Origin of the sequence: Filimonas zeae (genome assembly GCF_014641615.1) — a bacterium.
Lineage (GTDB): Bacteria > Bacteroidota > Bacteroidia > Chitinophagales > Chitinophagaceae > Filimonas > Filimonas zeae.
Genome location: NZ_BMIB01000003.1, coordinates 901076 through 923571, shown reverse-complemented (window position 1 = coordinate 923571; position 22496 = coordinate 901076). Strand labels below are relative to the sequence as shown.

At 50.8% G+C, this 22496-nt stretch carries 11 protein-coding genes; 7 read left to right on the top strand and 4 right to left on the bottom strand.

What is annotated here, in order from left to right:
* Window positions 1-51: 51 nt before the first annotated feature.
* The 3 genes from IEY13_RS16900 to IEY13_RS16890 form a co-directional block, all read right to left on the bottom strand.
* On the bottom strand, window positions 52-1632 hold the full coding sequence (locus tag IEY13_RS16900; RefSeq protein ID WP_188954237.1) for a glycoside hydrolase family 43 protein: 1581 nt from the start codon (window positions 1630-1632) through the stop codon (window positions 52-54).
* Between the two features lie 36 nt (window positions 1633-1668).
* The gene (locus IEY13_RS16895) at window positions 1669-2712 is read right to left on the bottom strand and encodes a LacI family DNA-binding transcriptional regulator (protein ID WP_188954236.1); all 1044 of its coding nucleotides are present in this window, start codon (window positions 2710-2712) and stop codon (window positions 1669-1671) included.
* A gap of 203 nt (window positions 2713-2915) precedes the next feature.
* The gene (locus IEY13_RS16890) at window positions 2916-3947 is read right to left on the bottom strand and encodes a LacI family DNA-binding transcriptional regulator (protein WP_188954234.1); all 1032 of its coding nucleotides are present in this window, start codon (window positions 3945-3947) and stop codon (window positions 2916-2918) included.
* A gap of 255 nt (window positions 3948-4202) precedes the next feature.
* Between IEY13_RS16890 and IEY13_RS16885 the strand changes: the two genes are divergently transcribed.
* Window positions 4203-8357, top strand: coding sequence for a hybrid sensor histidine kinase/response regulator transcription factor (locus IEY13_RS16885; protein ID WP_188954232.1), 4155 nt, complete (start codon window positions 4203-4205; stop codon window positions 8355-8357).
* A 25-nt stretch (window positions 8358-8382) separates the two neighbouring features.
* On the opposite strand, the gene IEY13_RS16880 is transcribed toward IEY13_RS16885, so the two are convergent.
* The gene (locus IEY13_RS16880; protein ID WP_188954230.1) at window positions 8383-9456 is read right to left on the bottom strand and encodes a LacI family DNA-binding transcriptional regulator; all 1074 of its coding nucleotides are present in this window, start codon (window positions 9454-9456) and stop codon (window positions 8383-8385) included.
* Window positions 9457-10738: 1282 nt separating this feature from the next.
* On the opposite strand from IEY13_RS16880, the gene IEY13_RS16875 reads away from it, so the two are divergent.
* The 6 genes from IEY13_RS16875 to IEY13_RS16850 are packed head-to-tail and all read left to right on the top strand — an operon-like array spanning window position 10739 to window position 22480.
* A complete protein-coding gene (locus IEY13_RS16875) occupies window positions 10739-12058 on the top strand; it encodes a tyrosinase family protein (RefSeq protein ID WP_188954228.1) in 1320 nt (439 codons plus the stop codon).
* A 9-nt stretch (window positions 12059-12067) separates the two neighbouring features.
* Entirely contained in the window at window positions 12068-13069 is a 1002-nt protein-coding gene (locus IEY13_RS16870; protein WP_188954226.1) for a HEAT repeat domain-containing protein, read from the top strand.
* A 22-nt stretch (window positions 13070-13091) separates the two neighbouring features.
* On the top strand, window positions 13092-14651 hold the full coding sequence (locus tag IEY13_RS16865) for an SCO family protein (RefSeq protein WP_188954224.1): 1560 nt from the start codon (window positions 13092-13094) through the stop codon (window positions 14649-14651).
* A 15-nt stretch (window positions 14652-14666) separates the two neighbouring features.
* Window positions 14667-15650 (top strand): PKD domain-containing protein, encoded by a 984-nt coding sequence (locus IEY13_RS16860; RefSeq protein WP_188954222.1) that lies wholly within the window; start codon window positions 14667-14669, stop codon window positions 15648-15650.
* Between the two features lie 33 nt (window positions 15651-15683).
* Window positions 15684-19094: a DUF6603 domain-containing protein gene (locus IEY13_RS16855; RefSeq protein ID WP_188954220.1), complete on the top strand. Its 3411-nt coding sequence runs from the start codon at window positions 15684-15686 to the stop codon at window positions 19092-19094.
* A complete protein-coding gene (locus IEY13_RS16850) occupies window positions 19091-22480 on the top strand; it encodes a hypothetical protein (protein WP_188954218.1) in 3390 nt (1129 codons plus the stop codon). Before IEY13_RS16855 ends, IEY13_RS16850 begins: the two co-directional genes overlap by 4 nt.
* Window positions 22481-22496 lie beyond the last annotated feature (16 nt).

Genomic DNA, 22496 nt, shown 5'->3' with positions numbered 1-22496 from the left:
ATATGCATGCAATGTAAAAAGCCTGTTTCATAGCGCGGATCAACGGGCCTGTTATTGCTTTTTAAAGGTATTGCCGTCTTTGCTGGTGCTGATGCGGTAATAATCAAAATCTGCATAGCCACCCGCTTCTTTGGTGGCGTAGGTAAACAGTCCAAAACGGTAACCCATAAAATGCGGAATGGTATACGCCATAGTAAGGGGTGTGCCAATGGGCTGCCAGGTGTTGCCATCCAGGCTGTAATAAAAATATCCTTTATCTGCTTTCTCTTTAAAATCGCAGGCAGCTTTCAGGTATACTACGGGTTGGTTTAAAGGTACGCTGGCCGCTTCTTCCGGTTTGCCGTTGCCGGCATTCATCATTACCAAACGGCGGCTGCCATCAACATCTACTTTAACACCCACCCAGCCATAGTTCTTCTGCAGCAGCGTAAGGCCTGCGCAGTCACCGGCTTTCAGCTTGCTTACATCTACTGCGGTAACAGCGGCGCACTCAGGGCCAAAGGTGCGCTGGGTAAGGGTATTACGGGCCAGCAGCAAGGTACTATCAATACGGCCGGTGGTAAGGCGTAAATAGCCTTTACGTTGCGTGAGCGACCATAAACTGTTATCCGGATTGTGGTTCCATTGCCAGGGCAGTGCCAGCGGGCGCTTGCCATTGTTAAACTCATCGCTGCATACAATACCTGGGTTATAACCTCTGGAGGCGGGCAGCGGCAGGCTGTCCGTTACTTTCCCATTTACACCAATCACCGGCCATCCATCCTGCCAGGTAACGGGTACCAGGTAGGGTATACGGCCTACCGCACCATAATCGCGAAACAGGTAGCTGTACCAGTTACCCTCCGGGGTGCTGATGAGGCCACCCTGCGCCACACCCTTATCCTGAAAAGCCACGCGGCCTTCATAAGGGCCGGTAATGGCATCTGCCCGGTGTACCACCACAGTGCGCATACCGCCTTTGGGCCAGGTGATATTGAAAAGGTAATATTTGTTATTTACTTTAAACAGCTGCGAACCTTCTGCACCCAGGCCAATATTGGGGCCGGCAGGGGCGCTGGCATTTTCTATCAGTACGCGGGTGGTATTGGGTTTAACGCCGGAAAGGTCTGCTTCCAGCTCGGCCAGCATCAGGCGGCCGTTACCGTATACCATGTAAATGCGTCCGTCGTCATCAAAAAACAGGGAGTGATCGTGCAGGGCGGGGGCAAACGAAATGGCTTTCCACGGCCCTTTTTCAATATCTTTTGTGGTATAAATGTAGGTTCTGTTGGGTGGGTTGGCAAACGTGGTAACGTAGTACATGCCGTTGTGGTAACGCAGGCTGCTGGCCCAGGAGCCTTTGCCGTATACGCTTTTGCCTTTGTTCAGCATTAGTTCGTCAATCGTGCTCAGGGTATCGTAGGCATAACCGGTCAGCTCCCAGTTTATCAGATCTTTCGATTTCATAATGGGCAATCCCGGGCTCATATGCATCGTAGTGCTGCTCATGTAATAGGTATTGCCTTTGCGTAGTATAGCCATATCAGGCACATCCGCAAATATAACCGGGTTAGTGGCGGTTTGTGCGGTGGTGCCGGTTGCAGAAAGTAACAGTAACAGGGTGGTGGTTAATGAAGAACACAATCGTTTCATGTTGTAAAGCGTAATTAATTTTCAAATATTTCCGGTTCAATCAGGTGTCTGTGGTGTAGTGCGTACCGAGGAGCCGCGTACCACCAGCCCCGAGCGCACTATAATGGTATTGGTTTGTTCCAGGTTGCCAATGCCTTTTATGTGGTTAATCAAGTTGCGGGCGGCAATTTCGCCCATATCCTCACCGGGATAATTAATGGTAGTTAAAGCAGGCTCAATCAGTTCGCCAATGGCATCGTTGTTAAAGCCTACAATGGCAATGTCGTTGGGTATGGCCACCCCTTTCTCCCGCAGGGCACGCATGCATACGGCGGCCATAAAATCGTTGGTAATAAAGGCCCCATCGGGCATGGGGCTCATATTCAGTATTTTCAGAGCGGCTTCTGCACCGGCTTTGCGGGTAAGGTCGCCCACTATCAGCAGGTCTTCTTCAAAAGCCAGTCCGTTATCAAACAGCGCATCGCGGTAGCCTTTGTAACGCTGGCTGTACACGTTTCTGTTGAGGCTGGAGGTTACATGCACTATCCGTTTGCAACCCTGCTCAATCAGGTGTTGGGTGGCTATATAACCGCATTTGGCATTGTCTATCACCACCACGGTTTTATGCCCGTCCTGCTCCACACGGTCGAAAAACAACACCGGCACACCGCGGTCAAAAAAAGGCTGAAAATGCTCCAGATTACTGGTATCAAAGCTCAGCGAGGCTATCAGCCCGTCTACCCGTTTGTTAAACAGGTTTTTAACGTTGGCCGCCTCGCGGGTGCCACTTTCAGAGGAGTGGGCAATGATGATATCGAAACCTTCAGATGCAGTTACTTTTTCTATGCCTGCCAGTACAGAGGTAATAAAGTTACTGTTCAATTCATGTACCAGTACACCAATGGTTTTGGTTTGTTTGTTGCGCAGATTGCTGGCAAAAGGATTGGTGCGAAAACTGGTTTGCGCCACAAAATCATCAATCATCTTCTTGGTTTTCTTGTTTACCCCCGGATGATCCTGAAGTGCACGGCTAACGGTGGAAGCGGAGATGTTCAGTTGTCTGGCAATATCATAAATCGTAGTCTCTTTTCCTTTTTTCATACAATCGATTACATAGCTATAGCAGAATATAACAATGTGAATTTCTGCAATTTTTATTGAAATCGATTGAAAGAATGCAGAAATATTCTAATTTACACCTGTTGACCCGGTACACTCAGACCGGACTTAAGCAGATATAAGCAACCGTTACACAAAAGGGAGTGATTCTTCACCCCCTTTCTTTTTATAACAAGTATATCCGACTAAAACAACGATGACTCCCGTATTATCAATTGCGAACGCACCACAATACGGCTGGCATTGGTAATACTGGTATTACCCTCCAGGTGGTCAATCAGGTTACGTGCTGCAATCTGTCCCATTTCAATACCGGGGTATTGTATGGTAGTTAACTGCGGGCGCACCAGGCGGCACACATTATCATCGTTAAAGCCTACAATGGCTATATCTTCCGGCACACGCAGCCCTTCATCCTGCAGCGCCCGCATACATATAGCGGCTGCAAAATCGTTGGTCACAAAAACCGCATCGGGGCGGGGGCTCATACGCAAAATGGCTTTAGCTGCTTCCAGGCCCCCCTGCTCATCCAGCTCGTTCAGCACAATCAGGTCGTTGTTTACCCGCATGCCGTTCTCCTGCAGTGCCTGCACGTACCCCTGGTAGCGTTGTGCATATACATTCCTTTTCAGGCTGCCGGTTACCAGGGCAATGTTGCGGCAACCGCGTGCTATCAGGTGGCTGGTAGCTTCGTAACCGCAGCGGGTATTGTCAATCACCACCATGGTACTGTTGGGGTGGTCTTCCGTACGGTCAAAAAACACCAGCGGAATATTCCGGGTCTGAAACGGCTGAAAGTGGGAGAGGTCTTTGGTATCCATAGCCAGAGAGGCAATTACCCCATCTACCCGTTTATTAAAAAAGTTGCGGGCGTTGGCCGCTTCCTTTACCGCACTTTCGGCCGAGTAACCAATAATTACATCGTACCCTGCTTCCGCCGCCACATTGCCAATGCCGGCGAGTACCGAGGTAATAAAATGGCTTTTCAGTTCGTGTACTATTACCCCAATGGTGTGGGTGCGCTGCGTGCGCAGGTTTACCGCGTAATTGTTACGCCGGTAGCCCAGGGCTTCGGCAGCGTCGGCTATTTTCTGGCGCGTGGCCTTGTTTATAATAGGGTTGTTCTGTAAACCACGGCTTACCGTGGAGGTGGCTATACCCAGGTGGCTGGCAATATCATAAATAGTTACCTCCGGTGTAATGGCTTCTTTTTTCATCAGCATGCGTTAATGTATTACAGAAATAGTCAATCGTTTGCCCGCTAAAATTAGCCGAACAGCCCCCGGAGGCATGCGCCCTTTGTTGAAATAAGTAGCACAAATGTTCAATTTGCACATTTGTGCAAGCGTTTTTCGTGCTAAAAAACATGGGTTTGCCGGTGGGCAGCCACCGTCGGCCTGCCAAACAGCCTTTCGCGTTTCTCCAAATTACCGTACATTCATACAGACTTTTGGTGTACTTAATGATTGCTTATGCGCGTATATCTTATCCGTTTTCTGCTCTGTCTGCTGGTAATCACCACGACTACCAGGGCAAAGGCACAGGAAAACCCCATCAATTTCACTTCACTTACCGCTCAAAACGGGTTGAGTTACAATACTGTAAACGCTATTTTAAAAGACAGATACGGCTGGATGTGGTTTGCCACCGACGATGGCCTTAACCGGTTCGATGGCACCCGGTTTACCGTATACCGGCATAAAGCGGGCGATACCACCAGCCTGCCGGATAATAATATTACCTGTTTGTTTGAGGATAGGGCGGGCAACCTGTGGGTAGGCAGCGGCCGCGGCTCGGTAAGTATGTATAACCGGAAAAAGGATGTGTTTGTATCGGTAAAAAGCTTCCGCGGGGCAGATGCAGCGCTGGACAACTGCATCAAAAGCCTGTGCGATGATTATACCGGCAAAATATGGGTAGCTAATTTCTCCGGCCTTCACCTGATGGATCCTGCTGCGCGCACCGTAACCACGCTGCCCCTGGTTACCCTGGAGGGCACCACCCCGGCAGAAAAACTGGTGGTGAGTGTACTGGAAGACCAGCAGAAACGCATGTGGATAGGCACCAACCACGGCCTGTACCTGTACCACCGGCAGCAAAACCGCTTTCAGCGTTTTGCGCATAATGCCAACCGGCCGGGCAGCCTTATCAGCGATAAAATCCATTGCATGGCGCAGGATAACAACGGCCGCCTGTGGGTAGGTACCGATGCTGGTGCCGGCATGCTGGTGCCGCAACGCGATAGCTTTATTAATTACCGTCAGCATATTCCCGGCGCGCCGGACTGCAATATTGTATACACCATGGGGGCCGACCCTAACGGCGATATATGGATGGGCACCGAAAACGGCCTTACCATACTGCAATCCGCCACCGGCCATATGCGCCGCCTGGTACCCGATGTGCGCAATGTGTACAGCCTCAGTAACAAAGCCATACGGGCAGTGTATATTGACAGGCAGGGCATTTACTGGCTGGGCTGCTACCTGGGTGGCATCAGCAAATACGATAAAAACCTGAACCTGTTTCAGCTGCGCCGCAGCAATGTGTTTGATGCGCAGGGCCTCAGCGCCCCGCTGGTTACCTCTTTTGAAGCTGCCCCCGATGGCGATGTGTTTGTAGGTACCGATGGCGGCGGGCTGAACCTGTACCACCGCAAAACGGGACTGTTTACCCATATCAACGGCGGCAGCACGGGCCTGAGCGATAAGCTGCCCATTTTAACCATGGAAAAAGAAGCGGGCGGTGCGCTGTGGCTGGGCACGTTTAGTAAAGGACTGTTCCGTTATAACCCCGCCACCGGCAGCAGTGAGCATTTCAGCAAAGGCAACGGTAAAAACGCCCTCAGCTGTGATGATATATTCTCGCTGCGGGCCGATAGCCGCGGCTGGCTGTGGATAGGCACCAACGGCGGCGGGGCAGATGTGTACGATACCCGCACCCGCACCATGGTGTACCGCTATACCAGCAAACCCAAAGGAACAGCAGAGCGCTTTCTGCCGCTGAACGGTTATATACGCGGTATTGAGGAAGACTGGCAGGGGCATATATGGATGGGCAGCTGCGGTACCGGCCTGGTAAAACTGAACCCCGCTACCGGCAAATGCGATTTATATAACAGCAGCAACAGCGATCTGCCCTCGGCCGATGTGCGGTGTATGCTGTACGATAGCAAAGGCAGCCTGTGGGTAGGCACCGGCAACGGGTTAAGCCGTTTTGATACCGTTACCCGCCGGTTTATTACCTGGAACGAAAAGCAGGGAATGGCCAATACCGTGGTACACGATATTATTGAGGCGGAAAATAACCTGCTGTGGGTAAGCACCAACAACGGCATCAGCAGCTTCAATACCGTTACCGGCCGTTTTACCAATTACATGCATTACAACGGCGTGCAAAACAACAACTTTGTCATGCGCTCGGGCATACGCCTGGCAGATGGCGAGATATTCTTTGGCGGGCTGGATGGCTTTAACTCCTTTTACCCCGGCAACCTCCGGCAAAACCACAACGTACCTTCCGTGGTATTGACCGATCTGCATGTGGCCAACCAAACCATCACCCCATCCGACAAAGGGCCTATACAGGAGCATATATCCACCACCAGCCATATACGCCTGCGGTACGGACAAAACTTTTCACTCGGCTTTGCCGCGCTGGACTATACCTCGCCGGAGCAAAACCGCTACGCCTACCGCCTGGAAGGGTTTGATAAAGACTGGATAGATGCCGGTGCGGGCCAGACCGCTTTTTATACCAATATTGATCCCGGCGATTATGTGTTTCATGTAAAAGCCTGTAACAACGATGGCGTATGGAATGCCACCGGGGCCACCGTACGCATACATATTGCCCCGCCGTTCTGGCGTACCGGGTATGCCTGGCTGCTGTATGCGGCGCTGATAGCCGGCATACTGCTGTATAGCCGCTACCGCACACTGAATAAAATGCACCGGAAGTTTGCGGCCGAACAGGAGAAACTGCTGGCCCGCCAGCAGCTGGAACAGGAGCGGAAAGAGGCGGAGGTAGCCCGCGAGCTGGATCAGCTGAAGATTAAGTTTTTAACCAACCTGAGCCATGAGTTCCGCACACCTATCTCGTTGATTATGGGGCCGGTAGACAATCTGCTTGGTAAAAAACAGGATGAAGCAGCCGCCGGTCAGCTGGGCATGATTAAACGCAACGCCCGCCGTTTGCTCAACCTGGTAAACCAACTGCTGGACTTTCGCCGCCTGGAGGAGCAGGAGCTTACCCTGCATGCCCTGCCCGGAGAAATCATCGGCTTTGTGCGCGAGGTGTTTGATTCTTTTACCGATATGGCCACGCGCAAAAAAATCCGCTACCAGCTGCATTGCGATGTACCGGCATTGTTTGTAGCGTTCGATCATAATAAACTGGAGCGCATTCTTTTCAACCTGCTTTCCAACGCCTTTAAGTTTACCCAGGCAGCCGGCACTATACAACTGAGCGTACAGGCTACTGAACAGGCAACCGATACCGGCACTACCACCTGGCTTACCCTGCAGGTAACTGATACGGGTATTGGCATTGCAGAAGAAAAGCAGGAGCGCATATTTGAACGCTATTTTCAAAGCAATACCGCCACCGCCATCCTTAGCCAGGGCAGCGGCATAGGCCTTTCCATTACCAAAGAGTTTGTGCAGATGCACGGTGGCACCATTGCCGTTAACAGCACACCCGGTGCAGGCACCACGTTTACCATACAACTGCCTTTTGCCGTAACGCAGCCGCTGTTTGCAGCCACGCCGGAGCAGCCCGCCTTACCCGAAGCAGAAGCACTGCCGGCAGAACCTGCCACTGCCACAGAACAGCCGCATGAAGCAGGAGAGAAGGTTACCCTGCTGCTGGTAGAGGATAATGACGATTTCCGTTTTTACTTGAAAGATAACCTGCGCAGCAGCTACCATGTAATAGAAGCTGCCAATGGTAAAGAGGGCTGGCAGAAAGCGCTGGCCCAACACCCGCAGCTGATAGTAAGTGATATTAATATGCCTGTAATGGATGGCCTGCAGCTGAGCCGTAAAATACGGGGCGATAAACGCACCACGCATATACCCGTAATACTGCTTACCGCCCTGCCCGGTGAGGAAAACGAGCTGAAGGGCCTGGAAACCGGCGCCAGCGATTACCTTACCAAACCGTTTAATGTGGAGCTGTTGCATGCCCGCATACACAACCAGCTGCAGATGAGCCGCCGCCTGAAAGATACTTTTACCAAACAGATAAAAGTAACCGGGCCGGAAGTGGAAATAAGCTCAGACGATGCAGGCTTTTTGCAAAGGGTGCAGTTGTATATAGAAGAGAACCTGAACGATACCGCCCTATCCGTAGAAGCGCTGAGCAAACACCTGGGCCTCAGCAGAAGCACGCTGTACAGTAAAATGATGGAACTCACCGGCAACTCACCGGTGGAATATATACGCAATGTAAAACTGGATAAGGCCGCTGTGCTGCTGGAAAAAAGCGATATGAACATAGCGCAGATTGCTTACTCCACCGGCTTTACCACGCCCAACTATTTTACAAGGGCATTTAAAGCGCGGTTTAAAATACAGCCATCGGAATACCTGCAGCAGAAACGCAAACAGGCTGCCCACTCCGCATAACGGGTGTGGGTATAAGCGGGTTGGATCAGGCTTTGGCTGCCGACTTTTTGCTGCTGCTTCTGGCAGCGGCAGCGGGTTTGCGGCGGGTACTCTGGCGTATAATAATGTTGCTTTTTATCACCAGCTTTTCATCTGCCACCACCTCTGTATTGCCACCGGCAGCTTTGCTAAAGTATAGGTTGGCCGCCTGCTTACCCAGCTCTTTGCTTTGCTGGTCAACAGTGGTTAACGTAGGGCGCAGCAGTTCCGTAAAACTTTCATTGGCAAAACCCAGTATGGCCAGCTGTTGCGGCACTTCTATGTTCATGCTTTCTGCCAGTTGTAATACGGCCAGGGCCTGCATATCTGATACGGTCATAATCGCATCCGGGCGATCTTTCTCGCTCAGCAGTTCTGTAGCGGCCTGTACCGTCAGCTCGCGGCTGAGGGCGTTTTCCACCACGTAGTTGAAAGGAATGCTCAGTTTGGCCTCTTTAATCCCTTTTATATAGCCATCTTTCCGGTCTTTAAACACCGGCAGGTGCCAGGGGCCGCCAATAAAGGCAATCTTCTTATACTTTTCGCTTATCAGGTGTTTCACCGCCGTGTAAGCCGCCTCTGCGTTATCGCTGATTACTTTGTAGCCGGGTGTTTTATCCAGATACCGATCGAACTGAATAATCTCTATGCCACTTTCCCGCGCCGCATCCAGGTGTTCGCTGCTCTGGGTTTCTTCCGAAACGGAAATAAGAATGCAATCCACATTCTGGCGTATCAGTGTATCCACCGCCTTGCGCTCCTGCGCAAACGATTCGTGGCTCTGGCAAATAATAAGGCTATAGTTGTTGGCAAAACAGGCTTCTTCAATACCTGCAATGGCCTCGCTGAAAAAGCTTTGGGTAATGTGCGGAATAATAACACCCATGGTTTTGGAGGAGCCCTGGCGCAGGTTGGCGGCATGGCTGTTGTGGCGGTAATTGAGTTCTGCCGCTTTCTTTTTCACCTTTTCCCTTACACTTACACTTACCAGCGGATGATCGTTCAATGCCCGCGACACGTAGCTGGCACTCATGCCCAGTTCTTCTGCAATATGGTAAATCGTTGCTCTTTTTCCGCTCATCTTACGGCCAAATTACATAAATTATTGCTATTGCTGTATGGTTTGCGTCCGCAATTGGCTAAAACACTTTTCCCGTAAGCATTACAGGCGAATTGTGCATTACAGCCATATCCAGCCTTTGTCCGCGTTGTTTACCTTATCATTTCTGCGTCCTTTTACGGTGCAATCGGGCAACGGTGCAGAACGGCCGCTCAGCCGCGGATCACTTACCCTGCTTAACCGGATTACTGCGCAGGAACAGGAACAGTAAGCAGCGGTTTACCAGCACCCACCCGTCAGGCATGTTATTACTTACAAGGCATTTTTACAGCTGTGCATCAGGCATGCGTGTTGCGCACATGGGGTTGGTGTAGTCCACCCGGGCAGCGCGGCACAACAAGCGCAACCCTGTGTGTGTACGCTACAAGGGTTGGTACAGTCCACCCGGGCTGCACGGCACAACAAGCGCAACCCTGCGTGTGTACGCTACAAGGGTTGGTACAGTCCACCCGGGCTGCACGGAACAACAAGCGCAACCCTGCGTCTGTACGCTACAAGGGTTGGTACAGTCCACCCGGGCTGCACGGCACAACAAGCGCAACCCTGCGTGTGTACGCTACAAGGGTTGGTACAGTCCACCCGGGCAGCGCGGCACAACAAGCGCAACCCTGCGTGTGTACGCTACAAGGGTTGGTATAGTCCACCCGGGCTGCGCGGCACAACAAGCGCAACCCTGCGTGTGTACGCTACAAGGGTTGGTATAGTCCACCCGGGCTGCGCGGCACAACTATACAAAGGCCTTGTAAGCAACTGCCGGAACCGGAATTTTTATTACAACACATTCTAAATGAAACAAAATGGCCAGAAAACAGCAGGAATACCAGAGTGATATTGTGTTGACTTACCAGCGTAAGTACTATGTTGTCAGCAATAAGGCAGGTAAACATACAGATACCCCCCGGAAGAGCGGATAGATCTCTAGTGATTTATCACTAGAGCCGGTAAACATGTCTGGTCTGCCGCCGGATATCCACTTTTTACATTAACTGCATTTTAAATATATAAGCGCCTTTTCAGCCAACAGCTTACCAGGTATAATTTCGTTTATTTTACAATATATAATATTATCATTTACGTTAAACGAAGTGCCAACATCTTAATGGCGCCTGATTTTAATTATAATTAACCCGAACCAGTTTCTACTTTTATACCAATACCATGTGAGAACAGAGCGGCCATGACAAACAGCAGATAGCCAGTGGTGGAAAGCATTGAATGGATCATTTCAAAACTTTACAGCGCTATGGGTAGCATAACCAAAAAAGACCAGACAGCCAATACAGCCCTGGACAGGGCGAGGCGGATAGCCATACATCCGCCGCCTGATCCGGTAATAACAGGGCCTTTTGCCATTACTATTAACGAGTCGGCCACCGGCAATGCTTACGTGGGCTATAGCCCATGCGCCTGCAGCATACGTGTTACCAATACACCGGCAGCGGATGTGCAGGTAACGCTGCAGAACAGAAATACGGCTGCCGGAGGGCAGGTACAATTTCGCACTACTTATGCAGGTGCAGCACAGGATACTTTATCGCTTACATTGCCTGCGGGCGGTGCAGCTGTTACCTTTTTTATAGGGGGCAAACCGGGCTTTGCCAGTACGCAGGACCAGGATGGCGGTATTGCAGTGTTGGCAAATGGCACCAGTACCCGCCTGCACGAAAAAACGCTCATGGTAAGGGTACGCAAAAATGCCAATACCCTTACTGCAGAGGAGCGCGACCGCTTTTTATATGCTTTCAGCGATTTAAACAGGAGATCGGGCGGCAATTTATACGAACCCTTTCTCGATAGTCATGATTTAGCAGCCGACCCTGAAATACACAGGCGTCCGGCCTTTTTACCCTGGCACCGGGCTTTTATATTAGACCTGGAAAGAAGCCTGCAGGAGATAGACCCCAGCGTAGCCCTGCCTTACTGGAAATTTGATGAACCTGCCCCCAATGTATTTACGCCCGATTTTATGGGCGGTGAGCCTATTAATGCTGGCAGGGTAACTATTAACGAAACCAATCCGTTACGTGTATGGTCAGCCAGGGGCAGTACGGGTATTGCGCGCAGACCTCTGTTTACTACAGCCACCAGCGGCGGTATTGTAATGGCAGAGGCCGATGTAATGACGCTGGGCGCCACTTTTACTGATTTCCGTATCATGGAGAACGACCCGCACGGCGCTGCCCATGTTAGTTTCGAAGGAACTATAACAGATCCTGGCACCGCCAGCGGCGATCCTTTGTTTTTTATGCTGCATTGTAATGTAGACAGGCTATGGGCCAAATGGCAAATGCTGCGCAACCTGTTTACAGCCACTGATGTAAACGCCTATGCGCCTACGCCTACCACACGCCCTATTGGTGATGCGCCCGGCGATACCATGTGGCCCTGGAACGGAGTTACCGGTAGCCCGAGACCTTCCAGCGCGCCGGGTGGTGCTATGCCGCAGCTGGCCTTTACTTCCAAACCCTCACCACAGGTAACCGTAGGAGAAACGATCGATTACCTGGGTAAAACACAGGGCAACAGTAACTTTTTTAATTACGATGATCTGCCATTTGTATAACTGAATACTATGAACGACCCACAGGAATACCTCAACCGTTTACAGCAGGAGTTAAAAGACGCGGAAGCGAAATACGCGCTGCTGCTGGAAAATTTTAAAACGGCAACGGACAGCGCTGCTTTGCAAAAGGCGCTGGAAGCCATTCCGTTTATAAAAGATGCTCAGGCGGTACAAAAAGCAATGGCATTGTTTAACGATAAACAGGAGCAGCCTGTAGTGCGCAGGCTGGCCCTGCAAAAAATAACAGGAGCCATTGGAGATAACAAAACCTATGTGGAAAATATACTGGCGGTACTGAATGATGAAACAGCCCCTGCTGAATTGCGAAAGAGTGTGTTGACGGCGCTGCAAACGCTGGACTTTTCTTCAAATGCCATGATAGCCAAACGAAGCGATTTTAAAGTAGTACTACGTAAACTGCTGGACGATGATGACCCCGAACTGAAAGCCATGAGCGCTGAAAAACTGGCGCTGCAAAAAGATGAATATGTACAACGCCGGTTGCTGAAAGGGCTGCAGGAGAAAGATGAATCGCTGGTATCGGCTGCCAAAGCCATACAGCTGCTGGCTTATGATGCACATGCCAATTATTATCCGGTAGTGCGTAGTATACTTAGTAATGAAGCTACAGACAGCATTACTAAGGTAGAGGCCATTCATGCACTGGCTTTTGACCAGGAATCGAAACCCCTGCTGCAAAACCTGATGCAGAATAAAACCCAGCTGAAACAGATACGTGTAAGCAGTGCTACTGCTATGGAACTGGGCCATGTAAATGATTTTATTGCCGCAGCCAAACGTATTGTTTTAGACGAAGACGACTATGATGATATAAGAATAGCCTGCCTCAGCAGCCTGGCACACCAGCCGGATAAGGATGAGGTGTTTAACGATGACCAGTTTGTGCAGAAAATAAGCCTGGCTAAAAACCTCACCGGCATTAAAAACCTGAAAAAGATGTCTGAGTTGTACCTGGGTAAAGCCAGAACCTTCCGGCAAAACAAAAAATAATTCATCTTATAAAGCTCATTGTATGCTCACAAACCGGGTTACCGCTATTACCAGGCTTACAGCGCAAAGTACAGAGGAAGAAATTGCTGCTGTTATCAACCTGGTAAAACAAAAGCCGGCTTACAGGCGCAGGTTGTTGCCATACCTGCCGCAGCAGCACCCGGTATACACCGGCAGGGGCACCAGTGAAGTAAAAAGAATAAGAGGCTATTTGCTTGCGTGCTTTTTGCATACCGGTTTACCGGCCAGAGCATTGCCCTTTGTACTGGAAGTGCTGGAAACAGAATCGCATGCCTACCTGCTGGCAGGTGCAGCCAGGGCGTTGCGCGGCCTGCCTGCGCCACAGCCCCAGCTGGCGCCCTACATGCTTAAAGCAGCGTATGCCCTGCGTTTTACCAATGATGTGGTAGATTTTACTACCTGGTACCAGGCATACTTACCGCTGCAGCAAACCACGGCTTTGCACGAGGTATTGCAAACTTTCCGGTGGATGGGCAGCGCCGCTCTCAGTGTAAGGGAAGATCTTAGCCAGTTAAGCAAAGATGTGCTGGTAGATGCGCCGCTGGCAACCATGATGCAGCAAACAATAACCGGCATTGAAAAATCACAACAGGTATATCGCAATACCTGTTGTGGCCAGGTACCGGTCACCCGGCCATTACTGTCTTTTGGGAACCGTAAAAAAAGAGCAGCCCGGTTAGCAGCCATTACCCTGAGCGACCAGGAGGAGAAAGAAATATTGTTTACAGATTTCTTTTCCGGCAAACCCACCGTGGTAACCTTTTTTTATACCCGTTGCGATAACCCCGAAAAATGTTCCTTAACCATTACCCGGCTGGGGCAGTTACAAAAAGCATTACAGCAGGCAGGTATGGCCGGGCAGGTAAACATAGCCGCTATCAGTTATGATGCAGGGTACGATACTGCTTTACGTATGAAAGTGTATTGCCACGAACGTGGTTTTATTACGGATGAATATAACCGTGCATTCCGGGTAACTGCCGGTATGCCGGTGTTGCAGCAATATTTTAATGCAGGGGTTAATTATGTGGGTTCTATTGTTAACCATCATGCCGTTGAATTGTACGTGCTTGATGCAGATGGCGCCATAGCCGCCGGTGTGCGTCAGCAGCAATGGCAGCCACAGCAGGTAATAACCTTACTGCAGCAGGTGCAAACCCGTAAACAGGGATATGCTGCAAAGGGCAAAGCCCTACTGGCGCCGTTACTTTCTTTTTTTATAGTGTTCTTTCCCAAATGCCCTTTGTGTATGGCCGCTTACCTCAGTGTGCTGGGCATTACCAATATGCACCTGCTGCAATGGAGCATGCGGCTGCAACCGGTACTGGTAGCCCTGCTGGCGGTTAACCTGCTGGTATTGTACCGGGGCGTTAAAACAAGAAACGGCTGGCTGCCTTTTTACATAAGCCTGGCCGGTTTTACCGGTATTGTAGTGCTGGTGCTGGGTTTAAAAATGGCCGCGGCAGCATATCCTTCCATAGCCTTACTGCTGGCAGGTGCCCTGCTTAACAGTTTGCCGCATGCTGTATTTATAAAACTAAAACGCATTCTTCATTACTAAACAATTGTATGTTATATGGCCGTTCGTAAAACAGAAACCAGAATACCGTTAAACATGCAGGCTGCCGACCTGGGGCAGGCAACAGTGGCTGCCGACAGCCGGTGTGCGCTTGTTTCGTATGTGCCCAACCCGCTGGCCATTAACCGCGAAAACGTATACGTGGTGTTTGTTACAGATACGGGCCTGGCAACCGCCGCCGATAGCTATGAATGGACGTTTAGTGAAGGAGGCGGCGCCCCACAGGTGCAGACCACACAGGTAGGGGAAATGGCTTTTACCCCCACAATACCCGGCACGCTTACAATTACAGTACGTATTTTAAACAGCGCCAGTACCGCACAGGCCACGCTTACGTTGCAGCAGGTGGTAGTGCCTGCCAATGCTGAACTGGAATCTTTGCTGGTGCAGGCAACAGACGATAGCGGACCCGCCATGGGAAGCCCCGATGTATTACGGGAAATGATTAATGAACACAGCATCTATTACCAGGCCGTTACCCCGCAAACAGCCGACCCTGGCGATGGTTACCAGCGCCTGGTGTTTAGCCTGGCCTACGATGGGGCTGCACGTAAAACAGCACAGCAGCGCAAACAGCATATGGAACAACTGGCGTTATCGCTCAACACCGGGGCCGCCGATTTTGCCACGCTTTGTACCACGGGCGCCGGGGTTTGTGCCGTAAGGCCGCTTTTGCTATCCATGACTATACCCGGCATGATTACCTGGACACTGCTGCCGGAAGATACGCGGCAACGGGCTGTAGCAACAGACGGCCTGCTGCAGTCGCTTACTGCACTGGACGAAAGCAAACGTATAGACCTGTTTAACATCGTACGCTTTCCCAAAAGCAATATTGTGTACTGCGGCCGTGTGCTGGAAGCCTTACGGAATGCCTATTTCAATACCACGTCGTTCAACGATATATTAACCGGCATGTCCGGTGCCAGATCGCAATGGATAATAGGGCAATACCGGCAGGGCCCTGTTATCCGTAACTAAAAATTGTATTTAACAATGTAAACACCCATTCGTATGCCTGATGCACTGCAATCTGTATTAACCCAGGTAGGCATGGCCATAGCCCCGCTTCGTGCCGTAAAAACACCGGCACAGGCAGTTGAACTGTTTCGCAAACTGGGTTATGAAATGCCGTCTAACGCTTTTGGCAATGCCTTAACCGATCTGGCATCGCAAAGCACCGAAGTGGTGAATGCCATAGAACAGTTAACCACCGCCAGCGGCGATACGGCTGTAATAGCAGCAGTAGCTAAATTGATGGGCCGGCTGGGCACTACCACCAAATCCATAGTTGATCTGCTGAACGTGGTAAAAACCAATCCTTCGGTAGCTGCCTTGCCAGGCATTAACGACCTGCCCCGGCGGTTAACTGATTATCTGATACTGGATTATTTTGACCGCTTAAAGCCCGATGTACACGGCTTGTTATTCGTGCTGGGCTTAATAGAACACGAAAACAGTGCCGCACCCGGCGTACCCACCCGCCTGGTAAACTGGAACAGGTTGGGGTTACTGTTTACCAAACCTTCCCAGTTGTTTAATGATGTATACCAATGGAACAGCAATCTGGATACAGACAAACTGCTTACCCGCATGGAAGCACTGATGCGTGCCGTTACCTTGCCCGGCGGTATTTATCCGCAGTCAGACTCCACGCGTTTGCTACTGGGCAATACATCCACGGATTTAAAAGAATTACGCTTTCCCTTTTTTCAGGCCGGGCTTACACCCGAAACCTATGCCCAGTTTGGCATTACGTTTTCGCCGGCGGAAGCGCAGGGGGGCAAGAAAAAAGGCATAGCCTTACTGCCTTACCTGATGGGCACCGCCAATTTCAACTTTAGTGTATGCGACCGTGGCGAGCTGGTGTTTAAGTCTACAGCTGATATAAAAGGCGTAGGAGTTGTAATACGCCCGCCCTTTAATGCAGAAGGCCTGTTAAACCTGGCAGCAGCTTTTAAAGCATCGGTACAGATACATGAAAAGCCCGTCAAATCGCAGGAGATAGTGCTGCTGGGCTCACCCGGTGCTACGCGCCTGGCCGTGCAGGGGCTGGGCTTTACCACTTTTATACAAAATGCGGGCGGTAAGCTGGATGTAGGTTTTGAAGGAGAAATAGAAGCCATTCGCCTGGTAGTAACCGGGGGCGATGGAGATGGCTTTTTACAAAAAATACTATCGGGCCTGAATGTGCAGGCTGAAGCCTCTATGGCATTTGGTTATTCGTTGCTGGGTGGTTTTTATTTCAGGGGCGGCGCCAGGCTGGCGATGGATTTTGATTTGCATGTAGACCTGGGGCCTTTGCATATTAAAAGCCTGAGCCTGGCACTGGAACCCAAAAACGATAAAATTCAGTTACAGGCAGGCGCCACCGTATCGCTGGAACTGGGGCCGCTGAAGGCAGTAGTGGAAAACATTGGCCTGCAAACCAACCTGGCCTTTAAACAGGGCAACCTGGGGCCTGCCGATTTGCAGGTAGGCTTTAAGCCACCTAACGGTGTAGGCCTGTCTATAGATGCAGCTGTAGTAAAAGGTGGCGGCTACCTGTATTTCGATTTTGATAAAGAAGAATACGCCGGTGTGCTGGAACTGTCTATTGCCAGCATTGTAACGGTAAAAGCCATTGGCCTTATTACCACCCGCATGCCGGATGGCTCTAAAGGTTTCTCCCTGCTTATTATAATTACGGCAGAGTTTGGCACCGGCATACAGCTGGGCTTTGGCTTTACCCTGCTGGGCGTAGGCGGCTTACTGGGCCTTAACCGCACCATGCTGCTTGAACCTATAGGGGCAGGCATACGCACCGGGGGCATTAACAGCATTATGTTTCCGCCCGATCCGGTAGCCAATGCACCGCGCATTATCAGCGACCTTAAATCGTATTTCCCGCCCCAGGAAGGAAAGTTTCTGCTGGGCCCTATGGTTAAAATAGGCTGGGGTACCCCTACCTTAATAAGCCTGGCATTTGGTATTATTATAGAAATACCCGGCAATATAGCCATAGTAGGCGTGCTGCGTATTGCATTGCCCGAAGAGCGTGCGCCATTGATTGTGATAAATGTGGGTTTTATAGGGGCGCTGGAGTTTGATAAAAAACGCATCTGGTTTTTTGCAGCGCTGTTTGAATCGCGCATACTGTTTATGACCCTGGAAGGGGAGATGGGGCTGCTGATGGACTTTAGCGATCATCCAGAGTTTGTGTTAAGCGTAGGCGGCTTTCATCCGCAGTTTAACCCGCCGCCATTGCCCTTTCCCAATCCGCGCCGTATTCATATTGATGTGCTGCGTACTTCTTTTGCCCGCATATCTGTAGAAAATTACTTTGCCATCACTTCCAATACCGTACAGTTTGGTGCCCGTGCCGAATTGTATTTTGGCACCGGTATATTCAACCTCAGTGGCAATTTCAGCTTTGATGCACTGTTTCAGTTTTCGCCCTTTCATTTTATTATCAGTATATCGTTTTCGGTAGAGCTGAAAGTGTTTGGTGCAGGCCTGTTCAGTATCTCACTGCGGCTGCAGCTGTCTGGCCCTGCACCGTGGAATGCCAAAGGCAGCGGCACACTGTCCATTGACCTGTGGTTGTTTTCTATTGACATTACGGTTGACTTTGATATTACCTGGGGCGATGCAGAAAACAACAAAATGCCTGCTATCAACGCCATACCGTTGCTGGTGGCAGAGTTTAACAAACTGGATAACTGGAAGGCCGCGCTGCCTGCCAATGCCAACCTGTTTGTTTCGTTGCGCAAAACAGATACCGCTGCCGAAACACTGGTACTGCACCCGCTGGGCAGTTTGCAGATAAGCCAGCGTGCCATACCGCTGAATATACCTATAGATAAGGTAGGCAACAACGCCGTGGCAGATGCGCACTTGTTCAGCGTAAAAGCCAACATGCCCAACCTGCAGTCCGCTGCGGCGGCCCCGCGCGAAAAGTTTGCCATAGCCCAGTACCAGAACCTGAGTGATGCAGAAAAGCTGTCGCGCCCTTCCTTCCAGGATTTTGATGCAGGGGTGGAGCTGGTGTTTTCCGGCAAACAAATAGGTGCCTCCAAAGTAGTAAAGCGCGTGGTACGTTATGAAGTGAAGCTGATGGATGGGGATGATAAATACCATTCCTTCAAATGGTTTAAAAATGTAGGCGTACTCTTCTCCCATTGGTTGAAAGGGGGCGCTATTACGCAATGTACCTTATCATTTGCCTATCAAAAAAACCTGGTGCCTACCGCCATTGACCAGCGTGTTAAAGTAGGGCAGCCGGGCTATACCGTAGCCGGTGTTAACAATAATAAACCCCTGAGCACCGCACAGGCTTTTGATTCTGAAGCACAGGCAAGGGCCTGGATGAACACACAAATACTTTCTAACCCGGCGCTGGCTGAAGAAATTCATGTCATCCCCACATTCGAAGCTGTACTATGAGCATAGCAACCTATTCCTTCCTGCCTTATCTGCGGCAGGGCATTGCCAACAACCTGCAGTCCAACGGTGAGGCGCGTGCGCGTTTTACCGTAAAACTTACCGTAGATGGCGATGGAACCGCTGCACCGGTAGAGGACAAGCAGATTGAAGTATACGGCCCGGGGGATATCATAGGCATAGATGCCCGCTCGGTAGTAAAAACCGACCCACATAACCGCGTAACCAATTTTGAGGCAAACTACCTGCCCTATATTGATTTTTATGATGAAGACATGCCCTGGCGTTATACACCTGTACCGGCCAGCGGACAGCGGTTAAACCCCTGGATAACGCTGCTGGTGCTGGCAGCCGGTGAGTTTGATGATGGCACCGCTGCCGGTAAGCCCCTGCCTTATATAACCCTGAAGCCCGGTGTGGATAAAAGCAAATGCTTTCCTAAAGCCGGTCAGTTATGGTCGTGGGCGCACGTGCACTATAACGGCGACCTTAGCAATGCAGCAGATAAAATCATTACAGACAATGCCGGTGAGGTAGATGCCGCACTGGACAAGCTGCAGCAGCAACTGAAACAAAACCCCGACCTGGCCTATTCGCGGTTGTTATGTCCGCGTAAATTAAAGCCCGGTACTTCTTATCATGCTTTTGTAATACCCTCTTACGAAAGCGGCCGGCTGGCCGGGCTGGGGGGCAGTGCGGCCGATATAGCCAATGCAAAACTGGCAATAGCCTGGGAAGGCACGGCTGTTGATTTTCCCTATTATTACCGCTGGCAGTTCAGCACCGGATCCACCGGCGATTTTGAATACCTGGTACGCCTGCTGAAGCCCAAAGTGGCAGACAGCCGCGTGGGCCGCCGGGTAATGGATATGACTAAGCCCGGTGCCAATATTACCTGGAAGGAAGATGCTGACCACCCGCTGGGCGGCATACTGCGCCTGGGGGGCGCTTTAAAAGTGCCGGAAGAATCGCTTACCCCGCAGGAGATACAGAAACAGAACACCTTTGATAAATGGGCAGTTAACAGCGCCCCTAACCAGCATCCTTTTCAGCAACAGCTGACCGGGCTGCTAAACCTGGCCGATGATTATCACCTGAAGCCTTCTCCTGCAGCCAACACCGATGCTTTCAACAACAGCGGTTTACCGGTTGACCCGAATACCGATGCTGACCCGTTGATAACACCGCCCATTTATGGCCGCTGGCATGCCATGGTAGAAAGGGTATATACTGACCGTGATGGCAACCGCATTGATCAGAATTACAACTGGCTTACCGAGTTGAACCTGGATCCACGTTTTCGCGTACCGGCACATTTTGGTACCCGCGTGGTACAGGAAAACCAGGAAGACTATATGAAAGCCGCATGGGATCAGATAGGCGAGGTGTTAAAAGCCAATAACCAGATACGCTATGGTCAGTTTGCCATAGCAGCAGGCTCCGCTTTACACACCAAACATTTTGTGCCCGGTACTGCCGCCGCTGCTGCCAAAAACATGATGCTTACCGCGCCGCTGCAGAAGCGGGTGTTAAACGATAATGCTACGGTGTTTTACGCCCTTAAACAAAGCACCCTGCCCGATACCTTACTATCGCCTCCCATGCGCCGCATAGCAAGGCCGCGCGGCAGGCTGGCTACACATCTGAACAAACAGCTGCCTGCCGGTGAAAAGCTGCGGCTGGAAACCCTGGTAAACAAAGTCAACGAGGGAGAATTGTTGCCGGCGCCTCCTAAAACCAAACCAGCGGGCCAGCCCGGTATAGATACCTTTACCGGTTCCATACAGCCCAAAGTACCTGCGGTTATACTGGCTATATTAAAGCAATACAGCTGGCTGCCCTGGGCCTTACTGGCTTTGGCAGTGCTGATAGTACTGCTGCTGCAGTTTTTTGCCGTAACAGGCCCGGCCTACACAGTAGGTATAACTATAGCCGTAATACTGGTATGGCTGTGGTACCTGCTTACCAGCTGGCAAAAAAACAACAAAGCTGCCGATGCCCTGCAACCGGAAAACCAGACACCCGAATCAGTGGATGATTATGGTAAAAGCCCGGACTTTCATTTGTCGTACCCCGGTGAAAACTTCACACCCGCTGTTAGTGGCACGGTAGATAACGACAATGCCACGCGTTTTAAAAATTCACTGAAAGATATGTTTGTGTTACTGCAATGGGAGCAGGCACAGGTACCCAAAGAGGTAAAACCCATTACGCTGGATTTGCCGGTGGTAACAGGTGTAATACTGGAGCAGCTGAAGCCGGAGAAAACCATACCGGCATGGACATGGCAGCATGTGTTTATTCCACCCTGGATTAAGGCGCAACTGGTAAACGAAGGTTTTACAGAAGCGATGGCCTACCCCAAACTGAACAAACCGATGTACCAGGATTTAAAGAAAATATCGGAAGAACTGTTTTTGCCCAATATAGAACTGATAGCGCAGAACAGCATTACCCTGCTGGAAACGAATCAGGCATTTATTGAATCGTACATGGTGGGGCTTAACCACGAATTTGCGCGTGAGCTGTTGTGGCGCGAATATCCTACCGACCAGCGTGGCAGTTATTTCAGGCAGTTCTGGGATCCGTCCGGCGCACTGGCCCAGGCTGACCTGGCCGGCAAAACAGAAGAAGAGCAGCGTGAGGCATTCTATGATATTCCCAAACTGCACGAGTGGCGGCGCAGCAGCAAACTGGGCGATCATGACCATCGTCAGCAACCGGGCCAGCCAGCCAAAGAAGAAGTAGTACTGGTGATACGGGGCGAGTTGTTAAAGAAGTACCCCACTGCCGTTATTTACGCCCATAAAGCAGCATGGACCATCAATACACAAACAGGCCTGCCCGATCCATCCCTGCCCCGCAGCTTACATATTCCGGCAGAAGGAGATGCGGTAAACCCCAACCCGGCAGTAGTACGTACGCCCTTATATTCAGCCAAGGCCGATCCGGATATCTATTTCTTCGGTTTCGACCTTACTGTACCCGAAGCCAGGGGAGAGGGCAACCCGCAGCAGCCGGTACTGAATAATGCCGGGTGGTTTTTTGTTATTAAAGAACGCCCCGGTGAGCCCCGCTTTGGGTTGGACGTTCCTGCCGCCGATACAGGCGGAAAGGCACTGGTAACCTGGAACGATCTGGACTGGAATAAAGTAGTGCCTGGCGAAGATGGGGTAATTGATGTGCTGAGCCTGCCTGCACCGGTAAGCCTGCCAGCCACCCATACTTTTCCTGCCGATACCGAAGGCGATGAAAATAAAAAGCAGTTTAACGAAGACAAGCTGGTGAAATGGGATAGTAATGTAGATGCTGCCAACCTGGCTTATATATTATACCAGGTACCTATGATGGTGTGCGTGCATGCTTCAGAAATGTTATTACAAAAATAATTATAACGCATTTATA

Bases quoted from the DNA above. Each gene is read 5' to 3' on its own strand.
- IEY13_RS16900 (WP_188954237.1), bottom strand. From the start codon at position 1,632: ATGAAACGATTGTGTTCTTCATTAACCACCACCCTGTTACTGTTACTT.
- IEY13_RS16895 (WP_188954236.1), bottom strand. From the start codon at position 2,712: ATGAAAAAAGGAAAAGAGACTACGATTTATGATATTGCCAGACAACTG.
- IEY13_RS16890 (WP_188954234.1), bottom strand. From the start codon at position 3,947: ATGAAAAAAGAAGCCATTACACCGGAGGTAACTATTTATGATATTGCC.
- IEY13_RS16885 (WP_188954232.1), top strand. From the start codon at position 4,203: ATGCGCGTATATCTTATCCGTTTTCTGCTCTGTCTGCTGGTAATCACC.
- IEY13_RS16880 (WP_188954230.1), bottom strand. From the start codon at position 9,456: ATGAGCGGAAAAAGAGCAACGATTTACCATATTGCAGAAGAACTGGGC.
- IEY13_RS16875 (WP_188954228.1), top strand. From the start codon at position 10,739: ATGGGTAGCATAACCAAAAAAGACCAGACAGCCAATACAGCCCTGGAC.
- IEY13_RS16870 (WP_188954226.1), top strand. From the start codon at position 12,068: ATGAACGACCCACAGGAATACCTCAACCGTTTACAGCAGGAGTTAAAA.
- IEY13_RS16865 (WP_188954224.1), top strand. From the start codon at position 13,092: ATGCTCACAAACCGGGTTACCGCTATTACCAGGCTTACAGCGCAAAGT.
- IEY13_RS16860 (WP_188954222.1), top strand. From the start codon at position 14,667: ATGGCCGTTCGTAAAACAGAAACCAGAATACCGTTAAACATGCAGGCT.
- IEY13_RS16855 (WP_188954220.1), top strand. From the start codon at position 15,684: ATGCCTGATGCACTGCAATCTGTATTAACCCAGGTAGGCATGGCCATA.
- IEY13_RS16850 (WP_188954218.1), top strand. From the start codon at position 19,091: ATGAGCATAGCAACCTATTCCTTCCTGCCTTATCTGCGGCAGGGCATT.